17 protein-coding genes are annotated in these 16,120 nt (G+C 59.7%); 3 read left to right on the forward strand and 14 right to left on the reverse strand.

What is annotated here, in order from left to right; translation table 11 throughout:
- Nucleotides 1-86 precede the first annotated feature (86 nt).
- The 4 genes from HMPREF3149_RS02015 to HMPREF3149_RS02030 all read right to left on the reverse strand — a co-directional run bounded on the left by HMPREF3149_RS02015 (nucleotide 87) and on the right by HMPREF3149_RS02030 (nucleotide 2,143).
- Nucleotides 87-695, reverse strand: a complete 609-nt coding sequence (locus tag HMPREF3149_RS02015) for a hypothetical protein (protein WP_070536201.1) — start codon at nucleotides 693-695, stop codon at nucleotides 87-89.
- 53 nt (nucleotides 696-748) lie between these two features.
- Nucleotides 749-1,123, reverse strand: a complete 375-nt coding sequence (locus HMPREF3149_RS02020; protein WP_042529810.1) for a hypothetical protein — start codon at nucleotides 1,121-1,123, stop codon at nucleotides 749-751.
- Nucleotides 1,124-1,210: 87 nt separating this feature from the next.
- Nucleotides 1,211-1,720, reverse strand: a complete 510-nt coding sequence (locus HMPREF3149_RS02025) for a DUF6912 family protein (protein WP_210385393.1) — start codon at nucleotides 1,718-1,720, stop codon at nucleotides 1,211-1,213.
- Between the two features lie 12 nt (nucleotides 1,721-1,732).
- Complete coding sequence (locus HMPREF3149_RS02030; protein WP_042529806.1) at nucleotides 1,733-2,143, reverse strand: HAD-IA family hydrolase; 411 nt, start codon at nucleotides 2,141-2,143, stop codon at nucleotides 1,733-1,735.
- Between the two features lie 251 nt (nucleotides 2,144-2,394).
- Here HMPREF3149_RS02030 and HMPREF3149_RS02035 point away from each other — a divergent pair, with 251 nt between their 5' ends.
- Nucleotides 2,395-2,781: a hypothetical protein gene (locus tag HMPREF3149_RS02035; RefSeq protein WP_236684026.1), complete on the forward strand. Its 387-nt coding sequence runs from the start codon at nucleotides 2,395-2,397 to the stop codon at nucleotides 2,779-2,781.
- A gap of 59 nt (nucleotides 2,782-2,840) precedes the next feature.
- Here the strand turns inward: HMPREF3149_RS02035 and HMPREF3149_RS02040 are convergent, their stop codons facing one another.
- Nucleotides 2,841-3,215, reverse strand: coding sequence for a hypothetical protein (locus HMPREF3149_RS02040; RefSeq protein WP_246819918.1), 375 nt, complete (start codon nucleotides 3,213-3,215; stop codon nucleotides 2,841-2,843).
- A 137-nt stretch (nucleotides 3,216-3,352) separates the two neighbouring features.
- A complete protein-coding gene (gene secA, locus HMPREF3149_RS02045) occupies nucleotides 3,353-5,938 on the reverse strand; it encodes a preprotein translocase subunit SecA (protein WP_070536206.1) in 2,586 nt (861 codons plus the stop codon).
- A gap of 265 nt (nucleotides 5,939-6,203) precedes the next feature.
- On the opposite strand from secA, the gene HMPREF3149_RS02050 reads away from it, so the two are divergent.
- Nucleotides 6,204-6,509: a hypothetical protein gene (locus tag HMPREF3149_RS02050; protein ID WP_042529796.1), complete on the forward strand. Its 306-nt coding sequence runs from the start codon at nucleotides 6,204-6,206 to the stop codon at nucleotides 6,507-6,509.
- A 126-nt stretch (nucleotides 6,510-6,635) separates the two neighbouring features.
- Here the strand turns inward: HMPREF3149_RS02050 and hpf are convergent, their stop codons facing one another.
- From hpf to HMPREF3149_RS02085, 7 genes are all read right to left on the reverse strand, one after another.
- A complete protein-coding gene (hpf, locus tag HMPREF3149_RS02055; protein WP_042529795.1) occupies nucleotides 6,636-7,286 on the reverse strand; it encodes a ribosome hibernation-promoting factor, HPF/YfiA family in 651 nt (216 codons plus the stop codon).
- 170 nt (nucleotides 7,287-7,456) lie between these two features.
- Nucleotides 7,457-8,137, reverse strand: a complete 681-nt coding sequence (locus tag HMPREF3149_RS02060; protein WP_236684025.1) for a ComF family protein — start codon at nucleotides 8,135-8,137, stop codon at nucleotides 7,457-7,459.
- Between the two features lie 59 nt (nucleotides 8,138-8,196).
- The gene (lpqB, locus tag HMPREF3149_RS02065) at nucleotides 8,197-9,906 is read right to left on the reverse strand and encodes an MtrAB system accessory lipoprotein LpqB (RefSeq protein WP_070536209.1); all 1,710 of its coding nucleotides are present in this window, start codon (nucleotides 9,904-9,906) and stop codon (nucleotides 8,197-8,199) included.
- Complete coding sequence (gene mtrB, locus HMPREF3149_RS02070; RefSeq protein ID WP_083280753.1) at nucleotides 9,903-11,669, reverse strand: MtrAB system histidine kinase MtrB; 1,767 nt, start codon at nucleotides 11,667-11,669, stop codon at nucleotides 9,903-9,905. The genes lpqB and mtrB overlap by 4 nt, the downstream gene beginning before the upstream one ends.
- Nucleotides 11,670-11,759: 90 nt before the next feature.
- The gene (gene mtrA / locus HMPREF3149_RS02075) at nucleotides 11,760-12,446 is read right to left on the reverse strand and encodes an MtrAB system response regulator MtrA (RefSeq protein ID WP_042529791.1); all 687 of its coding nucleotides are present in this window, start codon (nucleotides 12,444-12,446) and stop codon (nucleotides 11,760-11,762) included.
- Between the two features lies 1 nt (nucleotide 12,447).
- Nucleotides 12,448-13,068, reverse strand: coding sequence for a dTMP kinase (locus HMPREF3149_RS02080; protein ID WP_070536211.1), 621 nt, complete (start codon nucleotides 13,066-13,068; stop codon nucleotides 12,448-12,450).
- 21 nt (nucleotides 13,069-13,089) lie between these two features.
- Complete coding sequence (locus HMPREF3149_RS02085) at nucleotides 13,090-13,443, reverse strand: DUF4259 domain-containing protein (protein WP_042529787.1); 354 nt, start codon at nucleotides 13,441-13,443, stop codon at nucleotides 13,090-13,092.
- A gap of 327 nt (nucleotides 13,444-13,770) precedes the next feature.
- Between HMPREF3149_RS02085 and HMPREF3149_RS02090 the strand changes: the two genes are divergently transcribed.
- Complete coding sequence (locus HMPREF3149_RS02090; RefSeq protein WP_070536213.1) at nucleotides 13,771-14,820, forward strand: hypothetical protein; 1,050 nt, start codon at nucleotides 13,771-13,773, stop codon at nucleotides 14,818-14,820.
- Between the two features lie 63 nt (nucleotides 14,821-14,883).
- Here HMPREF3149_RS02090 and manA read toward each other — a convergent pair whose 3' ends face one another.
- The gene (gene manA / locus HMPREF3149_RS02095; RefSeq protein ID WP_070536215.1) at nucleotides 14,884-16,113 is read right to left on the reverse strand and encodes a mannose-6-phosphate isomerase, class I; all 1,230 of its coding nucleotides are present in this window, start codon (nucleotides 16,111-16,113) and stop codon (nucleotides 14,884-14,886) included.
- Nucleotides 16,114-16,120: the final 7 nt, after the last annotated feature.

Genomic DNA, 16,120 nt, shown 5'->3' on the forward strand with positions numbered 1-16,120 from the left:
ATACTGGGGAGGTGCCTCGGGCCGGACATCTCAACGCCACACGCTAGGGGCTAAACGCTGAGGGCGTAACGCTAAGAATTATGTGCTTAAGCCGGGATCATGTTCGCAAGCTGCGGCGGCAGAATCGTCTTGAGGAACGGGCCGGCCGCACGGAGAGCCATCAGAATGATGGTCAGGCCACCGGTCACACCGAAGAGGATAGCTCCGCCGGTATCAATATTGGACGAGGTGTTGTCGCTGTCCGAGTCCTTCTTCTTGTTGAACTCCTTGTTATTTGCGCACGCGTTGAGCGCCTTCACGTACTCCGGAGCGATGTCGCGGAAGGTCTCAACGACCTTGACGTTGTTCTTGGCGCGCTTGGCAGATTCTTCATCGCCGATTTCTGCTTCAGTCTCATATGCAGCCAAGTCGCGGTACAGCTCATCCGATTGTGTCTCAACAGCGCGAGCGCGGGCAGCGGCATCCTTCGGCAGAATCTCGTAGTCATCCTTCAGGAGGCCCGAGTCAACGTCATTGTCCTTGGACTCAGCATTGGACAGGTCGCTCGATTCCTTATCGCTCAAGGTGATGGTGCACTTCTCGTTCTTGATAGAGGTGGTCACCGCACCTGCGGTCGGGGCAACAACGCCGCCAGCAATGAGCGCGACGGACAGCGTAGAGGTAGCTACGACGCGGCGCAGACGAGAGGAAGACATGATAGGGAGCCTTTCGATTGAGCTGTGATTTTACTCAAGCAGACTATCAGTAATTAGCCCAGCTTGGGCAGATATTCCCCAAACTGCTGGTAAGCAGCCATCCCCAGGCTGATGATGCCGAACAGAATCGTGATAATGACGCCCACTGGCCCAGCGGAGGATCCCTCGAGGATGCGCAGCCACGGTGTTGTGGGCTGCTCAGCGATGTTCGGATCCGGCTCTGTCAGCTCGTCAGCGTCAATCAGCTTGTCAGCGTCAGTCGTGGTCTCTGCGGTAGCTCCTGCAGTGGTGGCAACAGCTTCTGCAGTGGTGTCAACTGCGGTTTCGACGGGAGTGGGAGCCTCCTGGGCGCTGGCAGTCGGAACAGCGACAGCAGCAACCGACACAGCAGCGGCAGCGACGAGGGTGGTCAGGCGGGATGCCTTCATGGTGGTGGTACTCCTTAAAACACTCGAACAAGAGAGCCCTGCAGGGAGGCATGGCTCAGGGAAAAATAGGTGAGGACAGGGCCGGTCCTACAGCAGCTCAACGAGGAAGGGCAGCTCCGTCGGGTCATAGAAAGCCATGAAATTATCCAGAGCATCACCAACGGCAAGCTCTGCGTCTTCGTCACCGAGGTCAGCGTTATCGATAGCTTCGATCGCTTTCGCTGTGGCCGCTTCAGATTCTTCGATGTCGACGTGGATAGCCTGCAGGTTGTCCTTGGTAATGACGGCCGGATTCAGCGCGACAACCGGCTCACCCATGTCAGGCTTCGGCGTCACCACGGATTCATCAACGTCCACGGAGATAACAACTCGGCGGTGCGGGAATTTCTCCTCGTCTCCGATAGCTAAAAGACGCAGCGAGGCCATGGAAGCTTCTAGGAAGGCTGAGTATGCAATCTCTTCTTCGTCGCCACCCTCGGTGTAAAACTCGCGGAGCGCCGGGGTGACCATGAACCCCCACCCGCTGCGGGCAGCAAGCTGCCCGGTTTCTTCTAGCTCAGCGAGCATGGCAAAGGTGGCAGGCAGGAAGACACGCACGTCCGAGGACATTTAGAACTCACCCTCAATATCGAAGACGGCTTGAACCTCAACGCTGGTGCGGTCGAAGACCGTGTAGAGCATGCCCACCATGCCGTTCTCAACGGCAGCGCGCACGTTGACGATGGAATCATCCACCATGACGCAGTCATTAATTGGCAAATCGATGGCATCCGCCGCGGCCTGGAAAGCAGCACGGTCCGGCTTCTCTGCACCGACTTCTCCGGAAAGGATGACCGCATCCACGATTCCACGGTATTCCCACTCGCGGATGTGCTCCGCGCCTGGGCCGCCCGGATCGTTGGAGAGAATAGCGGTGGCCACGCCATTGGCCTTGGCCGCAGCAAACAGCGCACGCCAGCGCTTGACGTCTTCCTCGGTGCCATCCAGCACACCTACAAAATCGACGATGAGTCCACGCATAGTCTCTATCTTCACCCTTCGCGTTGAGCTGTGTATATCGTCCGAAAGTATAGCGAACATACAGCCCCACTGCTCCCACCGCCTACTGCAACTCCCAGTGCGTCGTCACCCCTTCACTCACCGCACACATCAGTGGCCAGCCACTGCACCAGCATGGCACAATGAAGGGGCGTCCAGCTTGCTCCCCTTCTCTCCCTGCGCTGCTCACCGCTGGGAAGGTCAGAGAAACTGTGTATGTCCCCATCCCCGGCATGAGCCACCTACAGCTTTATGTCGCTCCTCAGCGTATCCGCTATGACCGCCAGCCAACTGCTGGTGATCTCGCCACACGCGAAGAGGTTCGTGGACTCGTCGTTATTGTGTTAGAGGTCGCCGCGTCACTGCGCCCGCTCAGTCACCTCAACAACAGCCGCTTCGCTCCGGAGATTTCAACTCATATCCGTGCGTGGAAAAAGGCGCTGCCCGCCGATGAAAGCCGAGGGCGCATAGCGCTCAGCAGTTTACATGCGCGCGAGAACGGAGAATACTTCGGCTCCGCCGTGATTGGTGGTCAGCAGCGCGCGTTTACAGGCGCTGCTGCGGGCAGGCAGCTGCAATCATTCCGGATGCTCTCCGTCGGCCCGCGAACCCAGCTCTGATGCGCTCTCCTCCCCACGCGGCACCAGCATAGGGCTCTATCCCCTAGAGACCCTAGGCCTTAGAACCAGGACCCCAGCTTGATGAGGATCGGCGTCCAGTCGATGCCGGCGAAGGCTGCGGATGCACTGATGAGCGCCAAGCTGATGCCACCGAACATGGTGGCCTGGGTGGCAGCACCCGTGGCCGGAGCTGCAGCGGAAGAGCCAGCCTCAACTGGCGCATCAGCGGCAGTGCCGCACTGAGAAGCGGCCGCCGCGGAGGAGCTCATACCCTCCAGAACGGAAGAGCCCTCAGCCTCGGCACTGCCCTCCGAGCCCAGAACGGAGGACAGGTGGCACTGCTCCTCCGGAGCTGCCTCAAAGGCAGAAGCAACCGCGCCGCCGCCCAGAAGGGTGGCGGAGGCAAAGACGGACAAACCTACTCGCAAAGACATGCGGCGCATAGTGATACGAACCTCCGGGGGCGCGAAATGAATAAGATTCTGACAGTATATAACTAAGTGCTTCCAATGAAAAGACGCCACGGGGAGACAACCCCGCAGCGCCTTCTCAAGATGCTGTGAACTACTTCCTAAGCCTCAGACTGACCAGCGGTGTCTGCACCGGCTGCCTCGCCTGCTTCAGCAGCGTTGGCTTCTTCCTGAGCCTTGAACTGCTTGCGCAACATGAACAGCTGGCGCACGGTTTCTTCCTTCACGCCGTCGTTCATTGCGTTGAACATGTCGCCGCCCTCCTTCTGGTACTCAACCAGCGGATCGCGCTGCGCCATGGCACGCAGACCAATGCCCTCCTTGAGGTAATCCATCTCGTAGAGGTGCTCACGCCACTTCTGGTCGATGATCGGGAGGATGATCATGCGCTCAGTGTTACGCATCTGGTTCTCACCGCCGATGGCAATGACGGCGTCTTCCAGCTTGTCGTACTCCTTGTTGGCGTCGGCAAGCAAAGCGTCACGCAACTGCTCTGCAGAAAGCTCACCTGCCGAACCATACGCGGACCCCTCCACGAGGGATTCGTGCGACATGGTGGGACCGTACAGCGAGTCCAACGCGTTCCACAACTCATCGAGGTTCCAGTCCTCCACGTATCCGGTGGCAGTTGCGCCGGCCACATAGGCCGAGACGGTGTCATCGATCATCGTGCGGATGTTGTCCTTAATGTCACCAGAATCGAGAATATCGTGACGGGTGGCGTAGACAACCTTGCGCTGCTCGTTGAGGACCTCATCGTACTTGAGCACGTTCTTACGCATCTCAAAGTTCTGGTTCTCAACCTGCGCCTGGGCGCCCTTAATGGAGTTGGAGACCATCTTGGCCTCAATCGGAACATCGTCCGGCACATTGAGACGATTCATCATGTTCTCCATGGACTGACCCACGAAGCGCACCATCAGCTCATCACGCATGGACAGGTAGAAGCGGGTCTCACCCGGGTCACCCTGACGGCCAGAACGACCACGCAGCTGGTTATCAATACGGCGCGACTCGTGACGCTCAGTACCCAGCACATAGAGACCACCGGCTTCGCGGACCTGGTCACCCAGCTTCTTGGAGTGCTCCTTCTCCGCGTCAATCTCGGCGTCCCAAGCCTCTTGGTACTTTTCTTCATCCTCGAAAGGATCGAGGCCACGTTCGCGCAGCTTCTCATCCAGGATGACTTCCGGGTTGCCACCCAGCACGATATCGGTACCACGGCCGGCCATGTTGGTGGCCACGGTGACGGCGCCAGGGCGACCAGCACGAGCAACGATCTGGCCTTCTTCTTCGTGGTGCTTTGCGTTCAGCACGGAGTGCTTGATGCCACGCTTGCTCAGAAGCTGCGACAAGTACTCCGAACGCTCCACCGAGGTGGTACCCACCAGGACCGGCTGACCAGACTCAACGTGCTCAGCAATGTCATCCACCACTGCGGCGAACTTAGCTTCCTGAGTCTTGTAAATGCGGTCAGCGCGGTCAGCACGCTGGTTCGGCTTGTTGGTCGGAATCGGCACAACATCCAGGCCGTAGATCGAGTGCAGCTCGGCTGCTTCGGTCTCGGCGGTACCGGTCATGCCGGAAATCTTGTTGTACAGACGGAAGTAGTTCTGGAGGGTAACGGTGGCCAGAGTCTGGTTCTCGTTCTTGATCTCCACCTGCTCCTTGGCCTCGATAGCCTGGTGCATTCCCTCGTTGTAGCGGCGGCCAGCCAGCACACGGCCAGTGAAGCCATCGACGATCATGACCTCGCCGTTGCGGACAATGTAGTCCTTATCGCGGGTGAAAAGTTCTTTAGCCTTAAGAGCATTATTGAGGTAGGACACCAACTGGGAGTGCTCTGGGGCATACAGGTTGTCGATGCCAAGCTGATCCTCGACGAACTCAACACCGTCCTCCAGCACACCAATGGTGCGCTTCTTGTGGTCCACCTCGTAGTGGATGCCTTCACGCATCTTCGGAGCGAGCTGGGAGAAGACGCTGTAGAACTGGGAAGAGCCATCAACCGGGCCGGAAATAATGAGCGGGGTACGGGCCTCATCGATCAGGATGGAGTCCACCTCATCGACGATGCAGTAGTTGTGGCCGCGCTGCACGGTGTCATCGAGCGAGCGGACCATGTTGTCGCGCAGGTAGTCAAAGCCCAGCTCGTTGTTGGTGCCGTAGGTGATATCGCAGTTGTAGGCTTCCTTACGCTCCGCTGGGCGCATCTCAGAAAGGATGACGCCAACGGAGAGACCGAGCCAGCGGTGCACACGACCCATCATTTCAGCGTCACGCTTAGCCAGGTAGTCGTTGACGGTCACGATGTGCACGCCCTTGCCCTCAAGCGCGTTGAGGTAAGCCGGCAGCAGCGAGGTGAGGGTCTTACCCTCACCGGTGCGCATCTCAGCAACGTTGCCGAAGTGCAGAGCAGCACCACCCATGATCTGAACCTTGTAGTGCTTCTGGTCCAGCACACGCCATGCAGCCTCACGCACGGTGGCGAAGGCCTCAAGCAGAATGTCGTTGAGCTTCTCGCCCTTATCCAGGCGCTCCTTAAACTCGTCAGTCTTCGCCTTCAGCTCATCATCCGTGAGCTTGCCAAAGTCTTCTTCGAGGGCAATAACATCATCAGCCATCTTGGCTAGGCGCTTCACGGTGCGTCCCTCACCGGCGCGGAGCAGCTTGGAAAGTCCAAACACGTCTAGATAGTCCTTCTTGTCGCGACAATATAGTTAACTCGTCGCCATTGTACTCACTAGCTTTTAAGCCTCGCTGCAGGGCTAGCCCAAAGTCTCTCTACACTGCCTCACTCCACCGCGAGTTCGACGTTCACTCAGTTCTCCCTGTTAACAATTCCGTGGAGGACAACGATTTCCTTAACAAAGGTGAACGATGTTCATCTTGCTCCTCTCGCTTCGTCCCGAGGAATGTCCACTCCACGCCCTACACGAAAAGGACTAAACCATGAAGCTTTCCAGGTTTGCCGTAGCCGCAGCCACCTCCACCGCCCTGGCGGTCAGCACGCTCACCGCCCCTGCCGCCTTTGCTGCCGAAGACGATGCCCCACAAGGCGGAAGTGCCATGTGGCTCTATAGCACCATTATGACCGGAGCATTAGAAATCGCTAAAAGCTCTCACGCCCCTAACACGCATCCAACCGAAAACTTCGGCACGGATTTGCTCATCGTCGCCCCGCTAGCTATCGCGCTGATTCCACTCCAATTCGTGGCCGAGCAAGAAGTCCGCCTATCGAGCCAATTCTCCCTCTAGGAATCCGCCTATCAGTACAGAGCAAGAAGGCCCTCGCCGCACAGTCCACAGTGCAGCGAGGGCCTTTGGCTCTTCGGCGACCAGTATGCGCTTGACTTACGCAACTAGACGGGAAGGCACGAGAGCTTAGCTCTCTTCGTTCTCCTCAGTCAGGGAGATGAGGCCGTAGTCAAAGGCGTGGCGACGGTACACCACGGATGGCTTGTTGTTCTCCTCGTTAACGAAGAGGTAGAAGTCGTGTCCCACCAGCTCCATCTCGCTGAGGGCATCATCGACGGACATCGGGGTGGCCGGGTGCTCCTTGAAGCGCACGATCTGGCCTGGGCGAACATCCTCAACGGTCTCTGCGTAGGGATCGATGTAGCGATCTTCCTTGGCAGCCTTGGAGGCTTCAGCTTCCGCCACCATCTCGGCGGCGAGCTGGCCGGTGCTCTTCGGTGCGCGGTGGCCGGATTTCACGTTCTCACGGCGTACCTTCACCTTGCGCAGGGAGCGCTCCATCTTACCCAACGCCGTCTCGAGGGCGGCGTAGAAGGAATCTTCCTTGGCCTCAGCGCGGGCGATGTGACCCTTGCCGGTAGCGGTGATCTGTAGACGGTTAGCCTGAGATTCGCGGCGGGGGTTAGGCTCGTGCTGCAGCTCCACATGGAAGAACGTCAGAGTCGGATCAAGGCGCTCAATCTTGGCCAGCTTGTCCGCGACGCGCTCCTGGAAGTGTTCCGGAACTTCCACGTTGCGGCCCGTGATGGTGATTTGAGCGTTGGTCTGCTGGGACATGTAAATGCCTCCCTTTACTCGTGGGGACTGAATGACGCACATTCTGCGGACTATCCAAGGCCTGTGATGAAGGCTTCGTGCCCGCTTCCCTGTGACACCCCTCATGCTACCACTGGTCATAACCAACGGATCCACCGGCCCCCTCGGCACGTGCTTGTCGACGCATCCCCTTACGCATCTGCCAGCACAATCGCGCCGACCACGTCACCCCCGACGGCCCTCACCCGCGCTGCACTCGCGCGTAGGGTGGCACCGGTGGTCACGACATCGTCGACAAGCAGCACCGCACGCCCTCGCAGCTGCTGCGCACAGGGACGCAACAGCACTGCCGATCGCATATTGTCGGCTCGCTCCCCTGCCGTAAGCTCCGACTGGTCTGCGCTTGATTCTGCTGTGGCCAGGGCGACCACCGTCCGCCAACCCGGCAGGCGTGCCTCAGCCGCCTCACACATCGCGGTAACGGGATCTCCCCCTCGCTGACGCGCCGAGGAAGCCCGAGTCGGCGCGGGCACCAACACGGCCGTCTCTGGAATATCGCCACGCGCACGCAGATACTCGATCCCCGCCGCCAGCACCGCACCGACGTGCCTGCGCACCGCCTGATTACCGCGTTCTTTCATCGCAATGATGACGCCACGGCGCGTATCCGAATAGGGCCCCAACGCCCACGCGGGAAAGCCCAGTGGAATCGGCCGTTCCACCCGGCGCGGAACGTGGCGCAGATGCTCCTGGCAAGCACCACAGAGCACCCCTCCCGCTTCAGTCGCTGCGCCGCAGCCGGCACAGGGACGCGGTAGGACGAGTTCCACGAGCGAGGCGGCCAGCTCCCCCATCCCCCAGTTCTTCGGCATAGCGCCTACAGTAGCCGTGACGACGCGACGTTGCTGTGGTGAGACTGCCGAAGCGAAGCTTAACGCGGGACAATCGGTGAGGACCGCACGCCGCGCAAACCATCGACCTCACGCCAGTAGGAGCTCTCCGAGCCACCTGCGGGCATCTGCAAAGTCGCGTGGGTGTCGGTGACATACAGCGTCGACGGCGACGCTGCCACCGCGACCACGGGAGCAGTGATGTTACCCGTCGGCAACGTGGTGGCAGCAGATCCATCCTGCTCCACACGCCATACCGGCGAGCTCGAGGCTGACGTGCCTACCAGCAGTGAGCCATCAGCTTGCCATTCCAACGAGAGCGCCGAGCCAGTGAGCTCAGGGCCGACCTGGTGGACATTGACAATGCGCCGCTCTCCCGAGGTCGCACGAGCAACGACGCCAGTGTAGATGCTGCCGTCGATAATCATGGCGATACGCGCCCCCGTAGTGGATAGGCGGATGACGGAGATCTCGCCATCAATGCTATCGAGAGCCGAGGTATCCACCTCAGACGTGCTCAGTTCACCAGTAGCCGGAGACCGCGTCACGCGAACGACATGTTCGCCGTCGATGACGGTCCATGCCACTTGACCGCCCATCTCGAACGTGGGGCGGGCAAGCGTTTTGCCCGTGACGGAATCACCAAGGTTGTGGTCGAGCTCGCCCATGAATAGCTGTGACTCATTCTCGGAACGCTTGCGTATGGCCGCCACTAATCCCTCATCTGAGATGTCGGCGGATTGAATATCGCTGATCTCGCCAGGTGGGCCAGCGAGCTCGGTGGGCCCGTCCGCGGTGATGTCAAGAAGGGAGCCATCATTGACCGCATAGAGCTTGGCCACGGATTGCGCCGCGACTTCCGGGTTAAACTCCGCGAAGTCATCGATGGTCATCTCCTCCATGCCATCAACCATGGGGCTGCCGTCGATGGTGGCTCGCACAGTGCTAGCCACTTCCGCATTGTTGAGCGTCCACACCAACTGGGCTGCGAACTTGAGGCGTTCCTCCTGCGACATTCCTGACATGCCGCTGAACTCATACACCCCGTCGTTGATCCCCAGGAAGGTGGCGTCCTTAGGAACCAGGGTGGAAATGGCCGGCGAGATATCGGAGGATGCCCCCTGGAGCAGCAGCGTCACGAGCTCAGCGGCGATGGAATCCTTACCTGTGTAGAGCCACCGCCTATCAGCGACGAGCACGCGCTGGGTGACGTCATAGAAATACAACGACTGAGGGCGATAACGGTTGCGCAACTCGGTGCGCTCGATAACCGCACCAGTGGGCAGATCCGTAATCCGCCACTGACCATCAAATTGGCTCAGGCGGACGGTGGCCTCAATGCGTGAGTTATCGGGAACATAGGCACCGCCATCGGCGAGGCGGCCGATGATGTTGCCGCGCACCGAATACTCCAACACACCATCGTCCATCTTGGAGGTCACCAGATCGATGGAATCCACGACAAGGACCGTATTCGTGGGATCCCATGTGTCAGCAATGTCGGAGGCCAGGAAGGTGCGTGCGGCGGCGTAGTTGCTAGTGGGGATCGCCGCCGCGGAATAGAAATCACGGATCAAAAGATCCGGGTCACTATCGGTACGCGGTTCGACGACGGCATCCTCGACCCGTTCGTGTGGTTCAAAGGTGCCTATGACCTGGGGGTCGGTGTCATGCGGCAGTGTAGAGCAGCCCACGAGAGTGCTCAGTGAGATACAGCTGAGAACAGCGAGAACACGGCGAGCGGGGGTCATCGCTGGGCCTCCTCGTCGAAATCGGCAACGCGCTCCTGGTTGAAGGGAGTCTCCGAGTCCATAGCGGCAGCAGCTCGGGACTCACGTTCCGAGGGCCACACGATGCCGGCGTCATCCCCGGTGGTCGTGCTCTGTGACGCAGTGGCGCCGCTGTCTCGGAATGCGGCGTCGACGGTAACCGTGTTTCCCACCATTCCCATGCCGTCTACTACGCTCGCTACGCCCACGCTTTCAGAGCTGAAGCCGGAGGGCAAGGCAGCTTGCTCATCTGCGTGAATCTGGTCCGGGCTCGGTGCTCCCGGTACCACCAAAGCAATAGGCTCGGACTCTATCTTGTGACCTGGAGTGCGCGGGAGGATGAGTCGGAAACGCGAACCCACGCCCAAGTATCCTGTCGCATCCAGAGTGCCGCCATGCAATACGGCATCCTCACGCGCAATAGCCAAGCCCAGGCCAGTACCGCCGGAGTGGCGCTTGCGTGAAGAATCCGCACGCCAAAAACGATTGAACACGAGCTCCTCTTGCCCCTCTTTCAGGCCCACTCCGGAGTCTGTCACGGCGATTCCGACGGCGTCATCAGTCGCAGCGACGTCCACCGTGACAGGATTACCCTCAGAGTGGTCGATGGCGTTGGCCAAAAGGTTGCGCAAAATACGCTCAACGCGACGTGAATCGCATTCCACGGTCACAGCCTCTCCTGGGGCGTTGACGCGAACCTCGACTCCCAGTTCTTCCGCAAGGTGCTCAACCTGGCTCATAGCGGAATCGATGCAGGAGCGAATGTCAATGGATGCCGTCGACAAATCTGCAACGCCGGCATCATGGCGCGAGATCTCCAACAGATCCGCCAGGAGCTCCTCAAAACGGTCCAACTCTTTGATGAGAAGCTCGGTCGAGCGCTTGGTATAAGGATTGAAATCATCGGCGTCGGCAGCGATGACGTCCGCAGCCATGCGCACCGTCGTCAGCGGAGTACGCAGCTCATGCGATACGTCAGAAGTGAACTGGCGTTGCAAGTCGCCGTATTCCTCCAACTGCGCAATCTGTTTAGACAGCTTGTCCGCCATGTCGTTAAAGGAGGAAGCAAGGCGGCCCATTTCATCATCAGAATTCACCACCATGCGCTCACGCAGATGCCCAGCGGCCAGACGCTGTGCAATGCGGGATGCCGACCGAATTGGGGTAATGACCTGCTGGGTAGCCAGCCACGCAATACCTACGAGCAGCACCACAACAACCACCCCAGCTGCGGAGAGCAAACCGCGCATCAGCGCCATTGTGGACTCCTCGGACTCCATCGAGAGCACAAGGTATACCTGCGTGTTGGGGATATCGCACTCGATAGGTGTGCCCACCATGAGCGCGTTATAGGTGGCGCCTGACTGCTGGTCCACGGTGGCGTATTGCTGCACAATCTGCCCGCGGCCGACGAGCTCGCGCATCCCCTCTGGAATGCGGTAGCCCTCTGGGGAGGTTGTGGCAGTCCCGTCGGAGTTGTCGACGACGACAACCGGCTCATAGACCGCCTGCGCATCATTTTGCTGCGCTGACATTTGACCCAGTGCCGCACGCGCCGAGTTGATGCGAACCTGCGTTGAGTTCGCCGTACCAGTCGCATCAATCTGCTGTTCAACGGCCACGCGGGCACGCTCAAGCTCCTGCAGCGCAGTGTCTTCCTTCTGGCTCACCAGCTGCTGTGTCAGCACGGAGACCAGCGCATACGCCAAGAACAGCATGACCACTGCGGAGGCCACGAGAATCATGCCGATTACGCGGGTCTGCAGGGATGTGCGCCAGCGCTCGACGACGCCGTCCTTGACGCGTCTCAACCCAACAAAAATAACGGCTGTCCTTTACTCGCCGATTTTTCCGGTCTTGTATCCCACGCCGCGCACAGTGAGAACGATGCGTGGATCTTCCGGATCGTGCTCGATCTTGGCGCGCAGACGCTGCACGTGCACATTCACCAGACGCGTATCCGAAGCGTGGCGGTAACCCCACACGGACTCCAACAACGCTTCACGGGTATGCACCTGACCGGGCTTGCGGGCCATCTCGAGCAGGAGGTCGAATTCCAGGGGCGTCAGGGAAATCTCCTCACCGCCCTTGCGAGTGACGGTGTGTTCGGGGACATCGATAAGCAGGTCCCCCACCTCAATCATTTCACCAGAAGAAGAATCCGTGCGGCGCAAACGTGCGCGAATGCGAGCGATCAGCTCCTTGGGCTTGAAAGGCTTAGTGATGTAATCATCGGCGCCAGACTCGAGGCCCAACACAACATCAACGGTGTCCGTTTTTGCAGTGAGCATCACGATGGGTACCGAAGATTCCGTGCGGATGGCGCGGCAGATATCCACACCGTTCATGCCCGGCAGCATGAGGTCCAGCAAGATCAGATCAGGGTCGTGTGCGTGGAAGGCAGGAATGGCCTCATTACCGTCATTGACAGCGATAGGCTCCAAGCCTTCGGCTTCGAGCACGATGGTAAGCATTTCGGCAATTGCCGGGTCATCATCCACGACCAAGATTTTCGGTGCCACGTTACTGTTCTCCTACAAGGTCCTTGACAGATTGAATAATCATATCGGCATCCGCGGTGGCGATCCACCGCCCTGCCCACTTCTGATCTGCCAATCGCCGGTAGGCAGCGGCCGTACGGGCTTGAAGCCCAGCATCGCGCTCATAGCGGTCACGGGACCGGGTTCCGTCCTCCGCCGCCCGGGTGACCGCGCGCTGACCGGCCACTGCCACGTCCGTATCGAGGAAAATCTGCAGCTGAGGGACAGGCAGGCCGAAACGTTCAAACTCTAGGTCATAAATCCACTGAACGACGGCCTCCTCACCCACTCGGGCAGCCGAATATGCCGCATTGGAGGCCACATAACGATCAAGAATGAGAAGGGACGAGGTGTCCTCAGCTGCGGCAATCAGCTGCTCCTTCGCACCCAATCGATCCAAGGCAAAAAGCGTGGCCATGCCATAGGCAGAATCGGTGAGGTCTCCCATATTGCCGTACAGCGCCTGCTGCGCGAGCTGTGCATGGATGGAATCCTCATAGCGCGGGAAACTCAGGACCTCAACCGCGCAGTCAAGCTCTTCGCACAGACGCAGGGTGACGGTGTTCTTGCCGGCGCCGTCGATACCTTCAATACTGATCAGCATACTGGTAGAAAACCTCTAAAACTACGACAGCGCCTCGATGAAAGCCTCGAGGTCGTAGTCCTCTTCTACGCTTTCAAGCAACTCCACAGCATGCTCATTGAGGTTCTCGCTACCGGATCCCGCAAGCTCGCGAATGAAGGGATAGTCCTCCACCACGTCACCAGCACTAAACGGGGCGCCAGCCCAAATTGCAGCGATGGTGGCAGCCGCCAGAGCGTTGCGTTGTTCCTCGTCGGTCTGGTCCTCCCCGGAGACCGCAAGCGCACAGGCATCATCCACCGCAGCCACGATATCGTCGTCTTCGAGGTCCGACAGTTCGTCGAGGAAGTCGACGTTAGCCTCGTCAGTGAAGATGTCTTCGTCCCATGAGCTCATTGGTTTTCTCCTTAATACCTAGTGCTTGTTCATACTTGGTGCTTGATGCTGAAATCTGTAACTGTGGGGGTGGTGGGCGACAGCACTCCTCGCCTCGAGGGAGGTCTCTTACCCACGTTTTACCATTCTTTAGACCGTGTCACGCTAGTCTTCACCGTACCGTGTCTAGGGCCACGACACTGGGCCGTGTGGACGATGCCAAACGACCTTTTCCTGGCAAAATCCTGTGCACATGTGGGCGCCGAAAGGGGAACCACCAGCTGCGCTGGTTTTCATGCTATCGTTGTTACCGACTTGTGACCTTCTGCGCGGAAAGGAGACCCCAGCATGACCAGCACCCCACGCCGCGTCCTCGCTTTTGTGGCGGCGGGTCTCCTGTGCGCGGTGGCCATTGGCATTGCTGTCTGGCAGATGAGCGCTCCGGAGTCTGTTTTAACGGAGCCCTCGGCGGCGACCGCTGGGACCAGCGCCTCCGTCACTACGACGACATCCTCGTCCGCGGAGCATTCCTACACGACCACTGCCTCTGCCCCACAACCAAAGTCTTCGCAGGCGCAGATTGCCGCTCCCGCGGATGACCCGTACTTGGCACCCAATGCAGTTTTCAACCGCACGGAGCCGGCCCGCCCGACGGCGGTTTACCGCCCTGACAACGTGTCCGCACTGAACAATCAGCAACCGCAGGATCAGAGAACTGAAAGCAACTACCCGCTAACCCCGCTGCCCGCAGATCAATCCACAGCACCCTCGCCTGCCGCTCCTTCCCCAGAGTCCACCCAGAAGGTCACCCCGGGTTCGGAGCCCACCGCCCAGCCAGCGCCGCACACCGCCTCCCCGCAGGACGCGCACGAGAATCACCAGGATGACTCCGACTCACGTGATAGCGGGCCGCAGGCCTCCCCTGCTCCGCAGCCGTCCCACGTGCCAGAGCACACTCAGGCGCCGAGCGATGCGGATGCCCCACACCGCGACAACCCAACCCCACAACCTGCAGGATGGACTCCAGAAGCACCAAAGCCCAGGGAAGAGCCACGCGACGGTGCAGGGTTTAACGAACCAACTGACGCGGAGAAGAAGGCACAAGAAGAGGCAGCTCGAAGGGAATCCGAGGAGCTGGCTCAGCTCGCCAACGCCCTCGAGCAGGAAGCTTCTCACACCAACGAGGCCCCGACTCCGGCAGCTCCTACCGACGACAGGCCCGCCGCCGAGGAGCCATCCGTCCAGACTGCCTCTCTTGGCCCATCCCCCAGCCCACGTGACACAACGTCCGAGGACTCCCCGGAGGGTACGACTCCTGTCGAGGAAGACTCTGCGGAAATTCCAGAGATGCCCTCCTCTCCAGCCGAGCTGTCTGGCAGCACCGCTGACGCTCCCTAAAGCACCCAGCGCATAACCATGACCACCCAAGCTCCACGAGCTTGGGTGGTCATGTGATCGGGCCTACACTCGCGCGACGAACACCTGCGCGCTCTTACCTTCCACAGCGCGGATTGTGGCGGCAGGGTCATGTGCCGGAAGCCACGCAGCATGACCGGCGGTCAGCTCAATGCTGTCGCCCTGCTCGTTGCTGAGAGCTGCCACACCGGATGTGCACAAGACGATAATGGGGCCGTCGAAATCCACGTCCACGGAGTCCTCACCGGAAAGCTCTACGCGGTCGAGGGCAAATTCCTCAATTGGTACCGGGTATGACCACGCCTGGGCGCCGTGAACGTTGTCTTGGCCCGACTTGTCTACCTGCGCCACGCGCGGGTCCTCCGCGGCGGAATAAGTCAGGACCTTCACCAATTCCGGAACATCCACGAACTTCGGGGTGAGGCCGCCTCGGAGCACATTGTCGGAGTTAGCCATAATTTCTACGCCCAAGCCGGAGACGTAGGCGTGCAGCTCACCGGCGTTGAGGTAGATCGCTTCACCTGGCTGCAGTACCAAGTGATTGAGCAACAGTGCGCCCAGAACGCCGATATCACCCGGGTACTGCTCGTTGAGCTGAGCCACGGTGTCCATGACCGTGCGCATCCACTCGTCGCCAGCAGCGTGCTCACGAAGGCGCTCACCGGCAGCGACCACGGCGTTAATAAGTTCCTTGCGCTTGGCACCGGGAATGGTGATCCACGTTGTGAACAGGGCGCGGAGGTTATCATTTTCGGCCGCGGGATCGTCCGCCAGCATGCTCACGTAGTGGTCGAGCTCTGGGCAGTCCAGCGCGGCAAAGAGGCGACGAGTCTGTTCCAGTGGACGAAAGCCCGCCATGGCGTAGAACTCCGTGAGCGCCACGATGAGCTCTGGCTTGTGGTTGTCATCCTTGTAGTTGCGGTTGGAGGCGGTCAGGTCAATTCCGGCCTCGTTCTCTCGGGCAAAGCCTTCTTCGGCCTGGACTTTGGACGGGTGTGCCTGCAGTGACAGCGGTTCCGCTGCGGCGAGGATTTTCAGGAGGAAGGGGAGCTTCTCGCCGTAGTCAGCCGTCACTCGCGGGCCTACGTGGCTTTCTGGGTCGGCAGCGATAATGCCGTCGAGTCGTTCGCCATCAATCGTTGAGGGATCCGCGGGGTGTGCGCCGAACCACAGCTCAGCAACAGGGCTCTGAGTCTCTGGTTCGCCTAATAGGTTCGGTATCAGCGTGCGCGAACCCCAGGAGTAATTGCGGGCAGCGCTCTCAAGCAGCTTCATTGACATC

Source organism: Corynebacterium sp. HMSC05E07 (assembly GCF_001807225.1).
Classification (GTDB): domain Bacteria; phylum Actinomycetota; class Actinomycetes; order Mycobacteriales; family Mycobacteriaceae; genus Corynebacterium; species Corynebacterium singulare.

Bases quoted from the DNA above. Each gene is read 5' to 3' on its own strand.
- HMPREF3149_RS02015 (WP_070536201.1), bottom strand. From the start codon at position 695: ATGTCTTCCTCTCGTCTGCGCCGCGTCGTAGCTACCTCTACGCTGTCC.
- HMPREF3149_RS02020 (WP_042529810.1), bottom strand. From the start codon at position 1,123: ATGAAGGCATCCCGCCTGACCACCCTCGTCGCTGCCGCTGCTGTGTCG.
- HMPREF3149_RS02030 (WP_042529806.1), bottom strand. From the start codon at position 2,143: ATGCGTGGACTCATCGTCGATTTTGTAGGTGTGCTGGATGGCACCGAG.
- HMPREF3149_RS02035 (WP_236684026.1), top strand. From the start codon at position 2,395: ATGAGCCACCTACAGCTTTATGTCGCTCCTCAGCGTATCCGCTATGAC.
- HMPREF3149_RS02040 (WP_246819918.1), bottom strand. From the start codon at position 3,215: ATGTCTTTGCGAGTAGGTTTGTCCGTCTTTGCCTCCGCCACCCTTCTG.
- HMPREF3149_RS02050 (WP_042529796.1), top strand. From the start codon at position 6,204: ATGAAGCTTTCCAGGTTTGCCGTAGCCGCAGCCACCTCCACCGCCCTG.
- hpf (WP_042529795.1), bottom strand. From the start codon at position 7,286: ATGTCCCAGCAGACCAACGCTCAAATCACCATCACGGGCCGCAACGTG.
- HMPREF3149_RS02060 (WP_236684025.1), bottom strand. From the start codon at position 8,137: ATGCCGAAGAACTGGGGGATGGGGGAGCTGGCCGCCTCGCTCGTGGAA.
- lpqB (WP_070536209.1), bottom strand. From the start codon at position 9,906: ATGACCCCCGCTCGCCGTGTTCTCGCTGTTCTCAGCTGTATCTCACTG.
- mtrB (WP_083280753.1), bottom strand. From the start codon at position 11,669: ATGATTCTCGTGGCCTCCGCAGTGGTCATGCTGTTCTTGGCGTATGCG.
- HMPREF3149_RS02080 (WP_070536211.1), bottom strand. From the start codon at position 13,068: ATGCTGATCAGTATTGAAGGTATCGACGGCGCCGGCAAGAACACCGTC.
- HMPREF3149_RS02085 (WP_042529787.1), bottom strand. From the start codon at position 13,443: ATGAGCTCATGGGACGAAGACATCTTCACTGACGAGGCTAACGTCGAC.
- HMPREF3149_RS02090 (WP_070536213.1), top strand. From the start codon at position 13,771: ATGACCAGCACCCCACGCCGCGTCCTCGCTTTTGTGGCGGCGGGTCTC.
- manA (WP_070536215.1), bottom strand. From the start codon at position 16,113: ATGAAGCTGCTTGAGAGCGCTGCCCGCAATTACTCCTGGGGTTCGCGC.